12 protein-coding genes are annotated in these 15,333 nt (G+C 43.9%); 4 read left to right on the plus strand and 8 right to left on the minus strand.

Features of this window, described 5'->3' with window-relative positions; genetic code table 11:
- Positions 1-99: 99 nt before the first annotated feature.
- The 4 genes from M1K58_RS13525 to M1K58_RS13540 form a co-directional block, all read right to left on the minus strand.
- Entirely contained in the window at positions 100-2,715 is a 2,616-nt protein-coding gene (locus M1K58_RS13525) for a PAS domain S-box protein (RefSeq protein ID WP_256759383.1), read from the minus strand.
- Positions 2,716-2,813: 98 nt separating this feature from the next.
- A complete protein-coding gene (locus M1K58_RS13530) occupies positions 2,814-3,689 on the minus strand; it encodes a glycine betaine ABC transporter substrate-binding protein (RefSeq protein WP_256759384.1) in 876 nt (291 codons plus the stop codon).
- Between the two features lie 9 nt (positions 3,690-3,698).
- Positions 3,699-4,535, minus strand: coding sequence for an ABC transporter permease (locus M1K58_RS13535; RefSeq protein WP_256759385.1), 837 nt, complete (start codon positions 4,533-4,535; stop codon positions 3,699-3,701).
- Positions 4,535-5,728, minus strand: a complete 1,194-nt coding sequence (locus M1K58_RS13540) for a quaternary amine ABC transporter ATP-binding protein (RefSeq protein WP_372339157.1) — start codon at positions 5,726-5,728, stop codon at positions 4,535-4,537. The genes M1K58_RS13535 and M1K58_RS13540 overlap by 1 nt, the downstream gene beginning before the upstream one ends.
- 269 nt (positions 5,729-5,997) lie before the next feature.
- On the opposite strand from M1K58_RS13540, the gene M1K58_RS13545 reads away from it, so the two are divergent.
- Complete coding sequence (locus tag M1K58_RS13545) at positions 5,998-6,558, plus strand: GbsR/MarR family transcriptional regulator (RefSeq protein WP_256759387.1); 561 nt, start codon at positions 5,998-6,000, stop codon at positions 6,556-6,558.
- Positions 6,559-6,686: 128 nt separating this feature from the next.
- Here M1K58_RS13545 and rlmN read toward each other — a convergent pair whose 3' ends face one another.
- The gene (gene rlmN, locus M1K58_RS13550; protein ID WP_256759669.1) at positions 6,687-7,766 is read right to left on the minus strand and encodes a dual-specificity RNA methyltransferase RlmN; all 1,080 of its coding nucleotides are present in this window, start codon (positions 7,764-7,766) and stop codon (positions 6,687-6,689) included.
- A 214-nt stretch (positions 7,767-7,980) separates the two neighbouring features.
- On the opposite strand from rlmN, the gene M1K58_RS13555 reads away from it, so the two are divergent.
- On the plus strand, positions 7,981-9,759 hold the full coding sequence (locus tag M1K58_RS13555; protein WP_256759388.1) for a methyl-accepting chemotaxis protein: 1,779 nt from the start codon (positions 7,981-7,983) through the stop codon (positions 9,757-9,759).
- Positions 9,760-9,950: 191 nt separating this feature from the next.
- Complete coding sequence (locus tag M1K58_RS13560) at positions 9,951-11,867, plus strand: sensor histidine kinase (RefSeq protein WP_256759389.1); 1,917 nt, start codon at positions 9,951-9,953, stop codon at positions 11,865-11,867.
- On the opposite strand, the gene M1K58_RS13565 is transcribed toward M1K58_RS13560, so the two are convergent.
- Complete coding sequence (locus M1K58_RS13565) at positions 11,844-12,080, minus strand: NHLP leader peptide family RiPP precursor (RefSeq protein ID WP_256759390.1); 237 nt, start codon at positions 12,078-12,080, stop codon at positions 11,844-11,846. The genes M1K58_RS13560 and M1K58_RS13565 overlap by 24 nt on opposite strands.
- Before the next feature lie 318 nt (positions 12,081-12,398).
- Between M1K58_RS13565 and M1K58_RS13570 the strand changes: the two genes are divergently transcribed.
- Entirely contained in the window at positions 12,399-13,202 is an 804-nt protein-coding gene (locus M1K58_RS13570; RefSeq protein WP_256759391.1) for an AAC(3) family N-acetyltransferase, read from the plus strand.
- 60 nt (positions 13,203-13,262) lie between these two features.
- Here the strand turns inward: M1K58_RS13570 and M1K58_RS13575 are convergent, their stop codons facing one another.
- Positions 13,263-14,222 carry a class 1 isoprenoid biosynthesis enzyme gene (locus M1K58_RS13575; protein ID WP_256759392.1) on the minus strand — a complete coding sequence of 320 codons (960 nt, stop codon included), beginning with the start codon at positions 14,220-14,222 and terminating at the stop codon, positions 13,263-13,265.
- A gap of 92 nt (positions 14,223-14,314) precedes the next feature.
- Positions 14,315-15,289 (minus strand): proline dehydrogenase family protein, encoded by a 975-nt coding sequence (locus tag M1K58_RS13580; protein WP_256759393.1) that lies wholly within the window; start codon positions 15,287-15,289, stop codon positions 14,315-14,317.
- Positions 15,290-15,333 lie beyond the last annotated feature (44 nt).

Genomic DNA, 15,333 nt, shown 5'->3' on the forward strand with positions numbered 1-15,333 from the left:
ACGGCTAACGCTGTCCTTGAGAATGGTTTCTGAATCAGCAAGAAAAGATCCCGTATCACAACAACGTGAACGGGATCTCCTTATGAGCCTAACAATAGCCTATAAATCGGGTATCTCAATACGGACAGCAAGCCCATGATTTTCTGACGAGCGGAACTCAATGGTTCCCCCCATACTTCTAACTCTTTCTTTAATTCCATATATCCCAATGCTATTAAATAAATCCTTAACGCCTTTCATCAGATCCATTCCCACCCCATTATCCTCATATTCCAATTGTAGCCTATCCGTTTGACTGAACAATCGAATTTGAACTTCGGTGGCATGGGAATGCTTCGTGGCATTCGCTAAGAGCTCTTGGACAATGCGGTAGAGGGCAATTAATTTCTGATCATCTAAGGTATGGTTTAGATGCTCCGCATTGAACTGAATACTATAATTGGCTCGTAGCTGCGTGAAATCGAATAGCGCTTCGAGAGAGGTGATGAGTCCCTCCTCCACTAGCATAGGTGGTCTTAATTCATTGCAAGTAATACGAATATGATAAATAACATCTAGTAAACCCTGCATGATTTGCTCCAGCTGCTCCCGTACTTCTCCACTAAAGGATGTCTCCGACATAAGAAGATCAAGCTTTCGGTACCAGACAATCTGCTCTTGAAGTGCGGCGTCATGCAAATCCTGGGATAGCCGTTTCCTCTCATTTTCGGATAAGTTGAACAGCAGTCGGGATAGCCAAATGGGCGCAATTTGCTTAGAAGCTGTCTGCTCTAGCTCCTTAGTTAAGTCCTCGATTAGCAGAAAGTTATCGAATAGAACGCTCACATAGCGGGTAATCGTTTCAAGCCACACCCTTAAAGGAGCCATCTGTAAAATTGCTGGCTTCTCCTCTATACACAGCAAATAACTCCTACCCCTGATTTCCCCAATCTTAAGATAGTACCCCATATCCGACTCGATAATCTTGCATAGCCTATCATCGTTTACATCTACCTCAACTACGCTAACCTCTGTAACTTTAAGTACGTCCTTTACTTCCCTTACTAGCCGTCGTTCCAACTGACTCACTTTCATAACTCCGAATAAGTCCAAGGAAAAGCGGTCTAAGCTTGTCTGCAGTCGATAATGCAGCTCTTCGCTTTCCCGAGTACTTTGCTCAGAAAATCTTCTATCCTCTTCAGCTTTCTTCCTTGCCGAAATATCCTCAAACATAATCTGTATAGACGAGCTTTGGGGGTCGTAAACGGACATCAAGGATACATCAACAACCTTGCCATCCGCTCGAATAATTTGATAGTCTCCAGGTGGGCAATACCCATTTAATAGAGTGTCCTCTATTCTGTCCATCGTGAACCCATGATAGTCAGGATGAATCCATTCCATCGCATTCGTCTCAATATTCCCCTTGTATTGTTCACCCAGCATCCTTGCTCCGGCCGGATTCATATAGGTAACCTTACCATCCTTAAAGACACCAATGGCTATTGGAGAGAGCTCAACCAATCTTCGGTAGCGTTCTTCACTTCCTTGCAGGGCTTGCTCCATCTTCTTGCGTTCTGAATAATGCCGTTCCTCGATTTGTTTGAGCTCTCTTTCAATTTCCAACTTTTCCGTAATGTCCCGAGACACGATGACAATACTCTCTACTTCACCATCACTACCGACAACCGAGGTACACAAGGATTCCATATTAATAATCGAATTATTCGCTTTAATAATGCGATACCGCATCAACCAACTGTTTTTTTTCTGAATACAATCCATCATCTCATGGCTTAGAGTCTCTTGATCCTCCGGATGAATATATTCAAATAATGCAGTCCCCTTTAAGACATCTTCAGAATAACCCAGTACCTTCACACAAGAAGGTGAGGTGAACACGAGGTGACCTCTGGGATCCATAACCGCCATCATATCAAGCATATTATCAGCAATTAACTGGTACTGTGCATCCCGATCCTCTAATGCCTTCTCTATTTCCTTATTCGCCGTATTATCTATCACAACGCAATCCAACCGCACAACTTCCCCCAAATCATTCAGACTCGGGATGACTCTAACCTGAATCCAGCGGATTTCACCGCTAGCATGAATCATTCGATATTCGCCATGATTTGGAATTCCTAGCTTGATTTGCGCTGACATTTGTTCCATCAGAGGAATGTCCTCTGGATAAATATTATCGAGCCACGTTTTCTTGCCTCTGAATATCCCCAGTGGATACCCCGTTACTTTGGACAGCGCTTCCGAAATAAAGGATAGCTTCTCGGAGCTCACATCGTAAGAGCAAATGGCTACGTCAATCGTATCGAGCATTTTCTCAAGCAGCCTATGCTTGTTCTCTAACTGCTCCTGCGACGTCTTCCTTTCGGTAATATCCAGTATTACGCCATCTATGCGGACTATGATATTACTTTCCTGTTCTCGCCGATCCAACAACGGGATTCCGATACTCTGGACCCATCTCATTTCTCCACGCCTACAGATGACCCGGTGCTCCAAACAACTCGAATGTCCAGACATCAGCTTGTCCATATGCTCAGAGAACAGCTGCACATCTTCTGGATGCACCTGCTCTCTTAGAAAACATGGAGTGTCGGATACACTCTCGTCCACATATCCAAATAATCTCTTGTAACCTGTTGATACCGTAAGTAGATTAGGTTCCTTCTCAATTGACCAAGTAGCTACATCTAAGCTGTCGTATGGGTTCATGTTGTAGTAGCCTTCTCCTTCTCATTCATATCTCTTCCTAAACTATCAGAATAGAGAAGAATGAGAAATAGAAACAAAGCCCCATGTGCATGTTAGATTTAGAGTGTTAGTCCTGCAAGCCATTCATTTACTTTGGCTTCATTCGCTGTAATCCACTTCTTAGCTGCATCTTGTTCGCTCATTCCGCCGAATATGTCTACCATAACAGTCTCCATATCCGCAGTCGTCCATGCAAACTGATCCAATAACTGGTAGGCATCTGGTTGACTATCCTTCAGTCCTAAGCGTACGAGCGTGTGAATCTGCTCATCACCACCATATACTCCTTTAGGATCCTCTAGATATTTCAAATCCATCTTGGCAAACATCCAATGCGGTGTCCAACCTGTAACAATAACTGGCTCTTGCTTAGCGTATTTGTCCTGAAGCACCTTGGCCATAGCTGCAGACGAGCTTTCAAGCAGCTTCCAATCCTTCAACTCATATTGTTCGATAGCTGCAGTCGTTGCCGACATAATTCCTGCACCAGGTTCAATTCCAGTAATCGTATAATTAACTGATTTCCCGAGCTCAGAATTCCCCAATTCTTCAATCGAGTTAATATTCATATAGGCAGGTACAGTAAGTCCAACCTTCGTGCCATCTAGATTTGGTCCAAGATCTTCGAATTTATCTTTATTGGGCTCGTAGTAGAGCTCGCCATGTGTGCCCGGCAACCAGGCAGCAACCATAGCGTCAGCACTGCCGTCAACTATACCTTTGTACATTGGCCCTGCGTCTACCTGAAGCATTTCGACTTTATAATCTAATTTACTTTCTAATATTTCTTTAATGACATTCGTACTGGCAATCTCAGAATCCCACGCTGGATAAGCCAGCGTTATTTTCTTCGCTTCTTCTTTCGTCGAGCATCCCGCAAGTACTAATGCCACCGTCAACATGGAGGCGAGTATAATAACTGTATGTTTTTTCATAGGTTATAATCATCCCTTCTTCTTTGTCTTCACTAGACTTTGTGTCAGTCGATCTAGAATAATCGCAAGTACGACAACGGCTAAACCTGCCTCGAAGCCAATACCTGTTTTGGTTTGGGTTACGGCTCGATAGACATCGGCTCCAACCCCCTGTGCCCCAATCATCGATGCAATGACGACCATGGAGAGTGACAGCATAATCGTCTGATTCACACCCGCCATAATCGTCGGCACTGCGATGGGTAGCTGTAGCTTAATCAACTTCTGCATAGGAGTCGAACCGAATGCATCCGCCGCTTCCACTAAATCCTTAGGAACCTGACGAATACCTAAATTCGTCAAACGAATTGTAGGTGGAATTGCAAAAATAACAGAAGCAATGACTCCTGGTACCACACCCAGAGAGAAGAAAGCCAACGTAGGTAGTAAATATACGAAAGCCGGCATCGTTTGCATGAAATCTAGTATAGGCGTGACTATTTTCTGAACACCATTATTCCTTGCACATAGGATGCCTGTTGGCACACCCAGTACAATGGCGATGAATGAAGCAGTCAGCACCAGCGCTAACGTCTCCATCGTGTGTTCCCAATAGCCTAAGTTGAGTACAAGAAGTAAACCTAGCAGTGTGAAGATTGCAATTTTATATTTTCCGATCAAGTACGATATAGCCGTAAATATCAAAATCAACAGTAAGGGTGGCACAAAGTTGAATCCATCTGCTAAGCCGTTAACCGTAGAGCCAATGACCAGTTTAATCCCGTCGAACAACGGGCCCGCATTTGTATCCATCCAGCTTTCCAGTGCCTCTATCCAAGTAGCGATTGGAATCTTAGGGATATCCATCAAGCCTCACCCGCCTTCGCACTTGAGGTCCCACTCAACGCTGCCAGTACAGATCCCCGAATGATGATGCCAACAAGACGATCCTTATCGAGCACCGCTACCGGTATCTTCGCACTGCTCACGACATCGAACAATTCACCGAGAAGTACATCTGGGGCTACCGTAGGAGTTTCTCGAACAATAATATCCGCCAAACCTTGGCCTGACTTTATGGCTGCGGCTGAGTCCTCAGCGGTAACAACACCAAGAAGCTTACGTGCCTTATCTACGACATAGAGATTGGAAATCCCACGATCACTCATCAACTGTAAGGCAACCCTTGGTCCACGATCCAAAGTAATTGTTTCTGCACGTATCATTACATTCGAGGCCGTCAGTACCTTAGATAAGTCGACATCCTCCACAAATCGCTCCACATAGGCATTAGCTGGATGGGTAAGAATCTCTTCCGGAGTACCGATCTGTACGACCGCACCATCCTTCATCAACGCTATCCGGTCGCCAATACGTAAGGCTTCGTCTAAATCATGTGTAATAAAAATAATCGTTTTCTTCATCGTTGCTTGGAGCTCTAATAGTTCATCCTGCATATCCTTACGGATTAGTGGATCTAACGCACTAAAGGCTTCATCCATAAGAAGAATATCCGGATCATTGGCTAAACCCCGCGCAAGTCCTACACGCTGCTGCATTCCTCCACTTAATTCATCTGGGCTACTATTCTCCAGCCCCGCCAATCCAACTAGCTCTAACGTTTGTTTCGCTTTCTCCCGCCGCTCTGCTTTGGATACACCCTGGATCTCCAGACCATATTCGACATTCTCTAGCACCGAACGATGCGGGAATAGGGCAAACTTCTGGAAGATCATACTGATCGTGCTACGTCTAACCTGACGCAACTCCTCCGAGCTCAGGCGAACGATGTCACGGCCATTAATGAGTACCTGTCCAGAGGTCGGTTCGATGAGTCGATTTAGGAGTCTTACCAGAGTAGACTTTCCGCTGCCGGACAACCCCATGATGACGAAGATCTCTCCTGGTTCGATCGCAAAGCTTACCCGATTAACTCCTACCGTCAGCTTCGTTTCCTTAGCAATCCGTTCCTTAGTCCAGCCCTTATCCAGCAATGATAATGCTCGCTTAGGATCGTTCCCGAACACCTTTGTCAAAGCTTTGACTTCTATAATCGCCACCTTAATCCCCCTTCCTAGCTTTCTCATCTTTCTCACATAAGCCACTAATATAGTTTAGGGTCCCCCCCATTGTGGGTCAAAATGGATATAAGACCGTATAGTGCGTACAGTTTTAACTTTACAAACTTTTTTTAGTTTATGCTCCAATTCCCTTACAATTCCTAATTGGGTGTTTCCTTTACTTCTAGAGAACTATTTTCTACAATAGGTGATAGGGATATCTGGTTCGTATATGGAGACGTTTTGGAGAACAGGGAGTGTACGGCGGCATGATATCATTCGAGGGATTAAACGAAGATCACATTAAGGTGCTAGAAAAATCGCGTAGGCGAGTTATGGATTCGATTGGGAATAACATGGATCTATATGGGGTTACCTTGTCTATAGGCCATCTGTACGGAAATATGTACTTCCATGACGGCCCCGTTACACTAGACGACATGGGCGAAAAGATGGGCATGAGTAAAACAAGTATTAGCACAGGTATGCGCACGCTCGTGGACTTGAAGATGATCGGGAAAATATGGGGTAAAGGTTCGAGGAAAGATCTCTATGAGGTTGAACCCGACTGGCATCAGAATTTTATCGATTACTTCTCCATTAAATGGCGCAAATCATTGGAATTGAATATTAGCTCCTTGAACAAGTCGCTTGCGGAAATCCGTACATTACGCGAGAGCAACATAGACAATGAACAATTGGTTTCCCAAACTGATTTCGATATTCAAAAAATGACGCAAGCCCTACATTATTATAGATGGTTAGCACGATTTATCGATGCCTTGGAGTCCGGGGAAATATTCAACTGGATACCGAAGGAAGAAGATTAAGCACAGGAGTGTGGCCAATGGGGAGTTCGTTCACTCCTAAGTCAGCTCGCTTTATCTAAGCATGGTTAAGGGAGCATATCAGAGGTCTCTATAGACCTCTGATATGCTCCCTTTTCGTTGACATTATATTAGACTAAAGCAGCCTGACCATCTTGCTTGATTTGTTTACTCCGTAGCTGCCCACAAGCCGCATCAATATCTGTCCCGTGCTCTAGACGAACGCTACAGCTTACACCTTGCTTCTTAAGCGTGTCATAGAAAGCGCTGATTGTGTCCCGACTTGGTCTTTGATATTGGCTATGCTCGTCTACAGGATTGTAGGGAATTAAGTTAACATTAACAAGCGAGCGGCGACTTTCACCAATCAGGCCGGCAAGCTCAATGGCGTGCTCCCTCTGGTCATTTACATCCTTCAGCATAATGTACTCGAACGTAATTCTCCGATTACTTTTTTCCAAATAATAATCAATAGCCAACATCAATTTCTCAAGTGGAATTGCCTTATTAATTTTCATGATTTGCGTCCGTAATTCGTTGTTAGGCGCATGTACCGAGATGGCTAAGTTTACCCTCAGATCACTGTCCGCGAAATCATATATTTTATCAGCTAACCCACTTGTGGATACGGTAATATGTCTTGCGGCCAAGGCTAGACCCTTCCGGTCCTTAATAACCTCTATGAAGTCCACTAAGTTCTTGAAATTATCAAAAGGCTCACCAATTCCCATGACGACAACGTGACTAACTAACTCACCTTTATCCGCCTTGTCGAGGTGATGTTGAACGTTCATAATTTGCTCCACGATTTCTCCGCTGGATAAATCACGGCTCTTCTTAATCAAGCCGCTCGCGCAGAAGCTGCAGCCAATATTACAGCCAACCTGTGTCGTGACGCAAACCGACAATCCAAATTTATGTCTCATCAATACCGTCTCAATCAGATTGTCGTCACTTAGCTTGAACAGGAATTTAATCGTTCCGTCTGCAGACTCCTGCCTTAAGTGCTCACTTTGTGTATGGATGACAAAATGATCCGATAAGAGTTGGATGCAATCTTTGTTGACATCCACCATCTCGAAGAAATCCGTTACCCGCTTCCGATAGAGCCATTCCCAAACCTGCGTGGCTCGAGATTTCTTGTGCCCATGCTCCATCAGCCAAGCCGTAAGTTGATCAAATGTAAGTCCATATATGGTTTGTTTACTCAATTGTTTCATTAGATACCCTCTTTTCATTAAAAACAGCAGCTCACAGCCTGTCTATTATTGTCCCAGAATTCGCTTGTATTAACAAGATGAGAAGGAGATGCATTGTTTGTGCATTATTTTAGTGCAAACGTTTGCACTAATCAATTATTTGGGTTAATATGATAAATATTACCTCATGCTTTTACTCCTCTTATATTTTGAAGGGATGGTCATCATGATAACGAATAAACCAGCGAGCAGGTCCGGTATCAACCCCCTAGTTAGGCTCCTAAAATTTCGGCTGTCCCAGCTCAAAATCACGCATCGCATGATCTTACTTCTTGTTCTGCTTACTGTTGTAAACATAGTTGCAAGCGGTTTCATATTTTATCAAAATAATGTCGTACAGAAAGAAATGATAAAATCAGACAAGCTCCAGAAGGTTGAAGCGCAGTACAACAACACTTCTAAGAAGCTAGAGATGTCCACTATTATATTTGTCGAATTGCTTGAGTCCTATACCTCTGCCAAAAAGGATACCTTAGATGCCAACCTCTTGGAGGTATCCAACTCGCTTGAGGAATTGAAGAAGGGTCTTGCACAGCTCGATAGTGAATATAAAGCAGTGGATTACCGTGATTCATTGGAAGCATTAGCAGCAAGAATCCAAATCGGTTATGACCTGCTAAAGAAACAAAATGATAATTTTGAATTAATTATGGAAACAGAAGTGAAAAATAAGATGCGCCGAGATGTCCTTGCCGCTTATACGGATACCCTCAATAAGGCGGACATTGATGCTCAAGTTAAGTTCTCCCACGCATCAGAATCCCGTGATCAAGCACTTAAAAGAGCCGCCTCTTTATCGAATACAATGGTTCTCATCAACATTATCCTTCTAGCGCTGCTGCCTACCGTAATGATGACCGGATTGATCCGCCAAATAAGAAAAAGTTTAATCGGCATTACCAAGCACATTGAAGCCTACAAAAATAACGATTTCACCTATAACCAGGTCCTATCCACACAAGATGAATTCGGGATCATTGATCGTTCAATCCACGATATGGGGCACCAATTAAGGCACACCCTTACTTCCACGGTATCGGTTAGCCACCAGGTTCTCCAAGTCGCTCAGCAAATGACATCCCTGCTGGCGACCAATAAAGACGCTTCTATTGCAGCAAGACAAGAAGTCGCAGTCAGCAAAACTCTCGTATCGACACAGAGCGAATCCAATTCATCCATCTCATCTGTTACAGAGGAAGTAGCCGCAAGCTCCGAGCAAATATCCGCATCTAGCGAATCCATCAACAACGATATGAAGCGGATGCGCCAATCCTCCTATGAGGGGAAAGAGAAGATGAACGAGGTCGTTCAGCTCGTTGCCGAAACGTCCACTGAATTCAATGAGCTTTCGACTATCCTTCAGCAGATGACCAACCGATATAGTAAGGTCGCTCATTTCCTCTCCAATATTGGTGATATTACGAAGCAGACGAACTTACTTTCTCTTAACGCATCTATTGAAGCAGCAAGGGCGGGGGAGCATGGTAGAGGCTTTGCTATCGTTGCAGGGGAAATCCGTAAGCTATCTGGGCAGACAGATGGATTATCTAAAGCTATCAAATCTGATTTAACCCACATTCATAGCGATTTGGGGCAATGTGAGAGAAGCCTAAATTCCTTTGCCCTATTGATTGATAAGACGAAGTCCATCTCTGAAGCTTCTAACGTTACGTTCCACCAGTTGGAAAATCAAAGCGGAGAATTAGCCGAACAGATGATCGATATTACAGCTGCGATTCAGGAAATTACGATCGGTATGGCAACTATTGTTGAATCCGTAGATCAATTGAGCGGTTCCTCATTCAATATTAATGATCGGATGAACCAAGTAGAGGCTCTATCGGAGGAGCAATTCCAAATATCCGACCAATTGATCGAAATGGCAGCTACCTTAAGAGAAGCCTCCCAAAACCTGCGCGAGAAAACTTCCTCCTTCAAGCTATAAGTGATTAAAAGAACGCCCTCTCATGTTTGCCTTAATGGCTAAATGGAGGGTGTTCTTTCTAATGTTATCCTACACAATTCGATAATTTTAGATTCCCGTAAAGGATAGTGGTAAATTTTGTCGAAATTATATAACTAAGTACCTATACAAATGTGTACCTATTGAATAAGGGAAATGCAGCGAGGTGTAAGATGAAGTCGGGTTATGGGCTCTTGGTATTGCGTTATTTAGCCGCGCTAGTTATGTTTGTTCTATTTATGCCTCCTCCACTTGCACACGCAGCAAGTAATCCTATTGAGATTCGGGAATGGCAAATACAGTGGATTCCGACAGAAGAAGTGTCCAACACAGCCCCCTCTACAACCGGACTTTGGCTGAACAATAGTGCAGGTAACCCTTTAACCGTTCTTCCTGAAGGAAAACGAGGAATGTGGGTTCATTTAACTATTCCTCCTACGTCAACCTGGCAACGTCCTGGCTTACTTGCCGATCGATTGTACGGGCACGAGGTTTACATTTATCAAGAAAATCAGCTTATCTACGAATCCAAACGCGATTTTGCATTTGATTTGAATAAATTCATGGTCCAACTGAGCCCCTCCCCAAATCCAACGAATCTCTATATCCAAATTATCTCGATAAGTGAGCGGGCTGGTCTACTGAGCGGCATTCGGATCGATGATTTCAATGATATATCGGATCGATTCGTCATCAAGGACCTACCTGATTTATTCCTTGGCTTTTCTATTGTTTTCCTAGCACTTATTATGTTCATATGCTCCGGATACCTGCATAGAAGACAACGTAGCTCTTGGATTTCGTTATGTCTTATCGCCTTATCACTGGGCTCTCTGGTTATCCTCTACTCCCCTCTACCTTACATTTATTTCGAGGATTACGGGGTCATTATGTTGCTATTGTTCGACATGTCTCTGTTCTTGCTCATTCCTTCATTTAATTATTATATTGATCAAATGTTCGAGGGCCAGTTCGCTTTCTTCACGAAGTTCCGACATTTACAGGCAGGATATTCTGCTTTTTGTGTGATCGCCCTCTTTATCTACACAGCAAATAAGCAAAATTACGAAGTCTATTATTTTTTCTTAAATGTCATTATGAGCGCTCTCATTCTTTTACAGTTCCTGTTTATTATTATCCTATCCATTGTAGTTGCATTAAGAGGCAATAAGAATGCAGTCATTTTGTCCGTAGGAATTATCTTATTTATCTTATCGGGAACCTTTGATTTGATATTTTATTACTTAAGTCATAAAACCTATGTTCTGTACCTGTGGAAATTCGGTATCATTATCCTTATCGCTTCGCTTGTCATTATCCTTGCGAGACGCATATCGAACGATTATACCAAAATCGTTACCTATTCTAAGGAATTAGAGTTTTATAACCATAGACTTCAGCGTACGGAAAAGATGAAAATTATTAGTGACCTTGCGGCTTCCGTTGCACATGAGGTCCGCAACCCGTTGCAAGTTACACGTGGGTTTCTACAGTTGCTTGCAACTAATCCCATTGAAAACAACAAGCAGTATTTTGCATTAGCCATTAATGAGCTGGACAGAGCATCTGATATCATCACTGACTTCCTAACGTTTGCCAAACCCGAAATTGAAGCTGTCACTTTACTAGACCTAGCAGTGGAAATGAAAAAGATTGAAGCTATGATGACACCTCTCGTATCTATTCAGGGAGGGGTTCTCTTGCTCACCACTCAAGACAAGCTCTTCTTTTACGGTAATCCTTCTAAGCTAAAACAAGCCTTTATCAATATTATTAAGAACAGTATTGAAGCAATACGCGAGGACGGAATGATCAAGTTAGAGGCTAGCTCCGAGGCGGGAGAAGTCATTGTTCGTATCATAGACAATGGTGAAGGGATGAATGAAGATGAGATTGTTAAGCTGGGGGTCCCTTTCTTCTCTACTAAATCGAAGGGAACAGGGCTTGGCTTAATGGTGACCTTTCGTATTATCGAGGCGATGAAAGGAACTATTGAATTCCGTAGTAATAAAGCAGTAGGAACCGAAGTGATTATCCGGTTCCCCCAGGTCATTCAAGATAAGAGTCTACCAAACGAATTGCACATTTGATCCGCCACTGACAACGTCCTCCGGATTAGGAGGAAGGATCAAATAGTAAAGAGCTGGGTTTTCTTCAACCACTTTCAGATCAATTCCAGCTGGAATATCTACCCCGAATGCTTCTTTAATCGCCTGCTTAGGCTCGCTTAGAAGAGCTTTCTTGAATTCTGGCTCTGCCCAAGCTTTCTTAATAATCTGTACCTTTAATGATTCTAACGACATGTGGACACAACCTTCCAATAAGTGGTTTTATTCTCTCTTAGATAATATCATGCGTTAGAAATAATAGCCCTCATTTTTTTGCATATTTCGACAATAATGCTATCATAAGAAATAATTTACTATGAGTGAATTCCTACATTATGCGTAACATCACATATTGTAGCGCGACAATTCATTTGGTATATTATAGAAAACGTATCAACTCTCATAAAATCTAAGGGCTATGCATTTCTGGTTGAACCAGGAACAACCCCGCTGCTGTTACTAGTAGCGGGGTTGTTCTATTTTTATCATCCATTCCCAAGAGGAGAATCTAACATGACAATAAGCAATGAATCCAGAGTCATCTTGACGAAGGGCGATCTAATCGAACAGTTCCGATCCTGCGGATTAGCAGAAGGACAAACCGTATTCGTCCATACTTCGCTAAGAAAAATAGGCTTTGTCGTTGGTGGCGCCGAAACCTTAATACGTTCGCTTCTAGACATCGTTGGAGAAGATGGAACGTTAATGATGCCCTCACAAACTTGGAAAAATCTTGACCCTTCCATTGGCGTGCATTGGGAGGAGCCCGTAGAATGGTGGCCAATTATTCGGGACAACTGGCCTGCATACGATAAGGAGGTTACACCTGCAATCGGCATGGGCGTCGTAGCTGAGATGTTCAGAAGGTGGCCGGGAGCTCACAGATCCGATCATCCAGCAAGATCAGTAGCCGCAGTCGGCAAGCATGCCGAATTTTTGACCAAGGATCATGATATAAGCAATATTTTCGGCAAAGACTCACCTGTAGATAAATTATATGAGCTTGATGGATTCATTCTATTGATAGGTGTTGGGTATGACAAAAATACTTCCCTGCACTTATCCGAAACGAGAGCCAGCTTTCCGACAAAAAGGTTTACTAACGAAAGCAGTGCAATTATGAGAGCCGGTAAGAGAGAATGGGTTACCTACACTACCCAAGCGGTTGATGACGAGGATTTTGTTCGACTTGGACAACAATATGAACAAGCCACTCAAACCAAGGTTCATCAAGTTGGGAATGCGAATGTCAGATTTATGAGGCAAAAACCACTTGTCGATTGGGCTGTAAATTGGATGGAGAAGAACAGGTGTTAATCTTATAAGAGCGCGATTCGAGCTGCTTCACGCACAAACCGTGAGGCAGCCGTCAGTTGATTATCTTTCCTCCTTGCTAGCTAAGAAGTACGATAACCCGCCACCGGATGCTAAATTGTTGACGGTTTCCTCTACAGCACTAGCATCACTTCGTATAACCTTAGCCATCTCATCGTGAAAAGCTATCAATACAGCAGGAACATTCGGAATAACCTTCAATCGCTCTCCATAATCCTCCGCTATTTCCGCCAGACGAACCAAGCAGCTATGATGATAGATGGCTTGCTTCACCCTCCGCTCATCCAAGAGCTGTTCAGGAGACAGCGAAAGCTGTTGTCTAACGAGCGTTAGGAACGCATTGCATTTCTCCTCGTCAGCTAAGTCACCCTGCCAATCTACCCAATCATCAGACAACTGCAACGTTGCAAGCACGAGATCGATGGCTTTCTCTAAGTCTGGAATCAGCTCTTGTTGTCCGGATAGCAGTAGCATTCCCGCCACGCATAGCTTGACTGGAGCCGACTTGCGAGCAAGCTGCCCAGGATCGTCCGGCTCAGCTAATTGGGTTCCCTCTTGGGAGACAGCGGAAGCCCAGTCCACAATATAGCTCTGATAATAGACCCAGAACGGTGAATCTACAGGCAAATGGCGATGGTACCGCTGCCGGAACAAATCTTGCAGAAGCTGACTTAGTACCAAGGAGCTGCGTACTTCCGCCCGATGGAATCCTGCCCCTTCATCCATTACGTCATCTAGTAAGAAATAATGAAGCATGGCGAAGACGTTCCCAATCGCCAAATCTCTACATAGTCTCTCTGTACTCGCCGTTTGCTCCTTTAACCACTCAGGTAATAAGAAGCAAATGTAGTTAGTCCCCGTGTCACTCTGCAAAGGATTAAACTTAGCAAGCATCGCAAGTCCCTGCTCATTAAGTGGCATTGGTAACTGGGAAATCTCAGAAGCTGCCTCAGCGAAAATGAGCTCAATCTCACTCTTATACTCTTCATTGATCCAGTCCACTCTCTACTCACCCGCATGTCACTCTTATTTTCCATTTCCTTTATCTTACTATATCAGAGATGGCAACGTACGATTCTTATGCCGCTCAATGTTCAATAATAGGCTTCCTCATCGGGAGTGTTCACTCTATCGGCAATCGTAGCAATCGCCCTATACAGGTTCGGTGGATATTCAGCCAGACGGTGGAAGAAGTAAAGATGCCACTCTTTGCCGTAGGGTAAATAGACTCTCGCACGATATCCCTCATCTTTCAAGGTTTTCAACAAATCCGCACGAATTCCATATAACATCTCTACCTCTACATTCGGTTGCCCCAAATATCCTCGCCGTCTTAACTCTCCAAGAATAGCCTCATCGTGAGTAGCGATGGAGACGGGATGGCCTGAGGCAACTCTCGCTTCGACTAAACGAAGATATTTCTCAGTCAGTCGCTCTGAACGAGGCTCACCATTGTCCTCCGACTCCTGGTACGCCCCTTTAACAAATCTGATCCGACCAGGGTAATGTTGAATTTCCGCTAGATCACGTTCTGTACGGTGCAGATGAGCTTGCAGGGTGATTCCGACATTCACGTAATTACCGGCAGCTCTCTTATAGAGCTCAACAATTTGCTCCGTCTTGAAGGACTCCTCTGCGCTAATCATGATTGTCACCCCGTATAGAGAGGCTTCCCGAAGCAGCTCTTCCAGATGTCGATAAGCGAGCTCACCATCCACCATCATGCCTATTTTCGATAAATCTAAGGACATCGTCGATAGATGACCTGTCCCTCGGAGCGAACGCACAAGCTGTAGAAATTCGTTCTTAGCCTCTGTGCATTCTTTCTCCAGCGTCTTATTCTCACCAATACAATCCAAAGACACGGAGTATCCTTTAGAAATTAATTTTATTGCCTCAGGAAGAGCCTGATCCCTTGTTTCACCGGCAATAAATCTCCTTGCAGCACGGAAAATTAACGGGTACAGTGACTCGGATTCCAGAACATGTTGCTTTATTTGCTCATTCCGGGCAATGGATTTTAGTGCAGAAGTGGCTATCAACCGTAGTTGTTGTTCAGTTTCATTCATTACGCATCATCTCCTCGTCTTTCTTCGACTCCCTCTCTTTTCAA

Origin of the sequence: Cohnella sp. WQ 127256, from assembly GCF_024519285.1 — a bacterium.
GTDB lineage: Bacteria > Bacillota > Bacilli > Paenibacillales > Paenibacillaceae > Cohnella.

Bases quoted from the DNA above. Each gene is read 5' to 3' on its own strand.
- M1K58_RS13545 (WP_256759387.1), top strand. From the start codon at position 5,998: ATGATATCATTCGAGGGATTAAACGAAGATCACATTAAGGTGCTAGAA.
- M1K58_RS13560 (WP_256759389.1), top strand. From the start codon at position 9,951: ATGAAGTCGGGTTATGGGCTCTTGGTATTGCGTTATTTAGCCGCGCTA.
- M1K58_RS13580 (WP_256759393.1), bottom strand. From the start codon at position 15,289: ATGAATGAAACTGAACAACAACTACGGTTGATAGCCACTTCTGCACTA.
- M1K58_RS13535 (WP_256759385.1), bottom strand. From the start codon at position 4,535: ATGGATATCCCTAAGATTCCAATCGCTACTTGGATAGAGGCACTGGAA.
- M1K58_RS13570 (WP_256759391.1), top strand. From the start codon at position 12,399: ATGACAATAAGCAATGAATCCAGAGTCATCTTGACGAAGGGCGATCTA.
- M1K58_RS13555 (WP_256759388.1), top strand. From the start codon at position 7,981: ATGATAACGAATAAACCAGCGAGCAGGTCCGGTATCAACCCCCTAGTT.
- M1K58_RS13565 (WP_256759390.1), bottom strand. From the start codon at position 12,080: ATGTCGTTAGAATCATTAAAGGTACAGATTATTAAGAAAGCTTGGGCA.
- M1K58_RS13530 (WP_256759384.1), bottom strand. From the start codon at position 3,689: ATGAAAAAACATACAGTTATTATACTCGCCTCCATGTTGACGGTGGCA.
- M1K58_RS13525 (WP_256759383.1), bottom strand. From the start codon at position 2,715: ATGAACCCATACGACAGCTTAGATGTAGCTACTTGGTCAATTGAGAAG.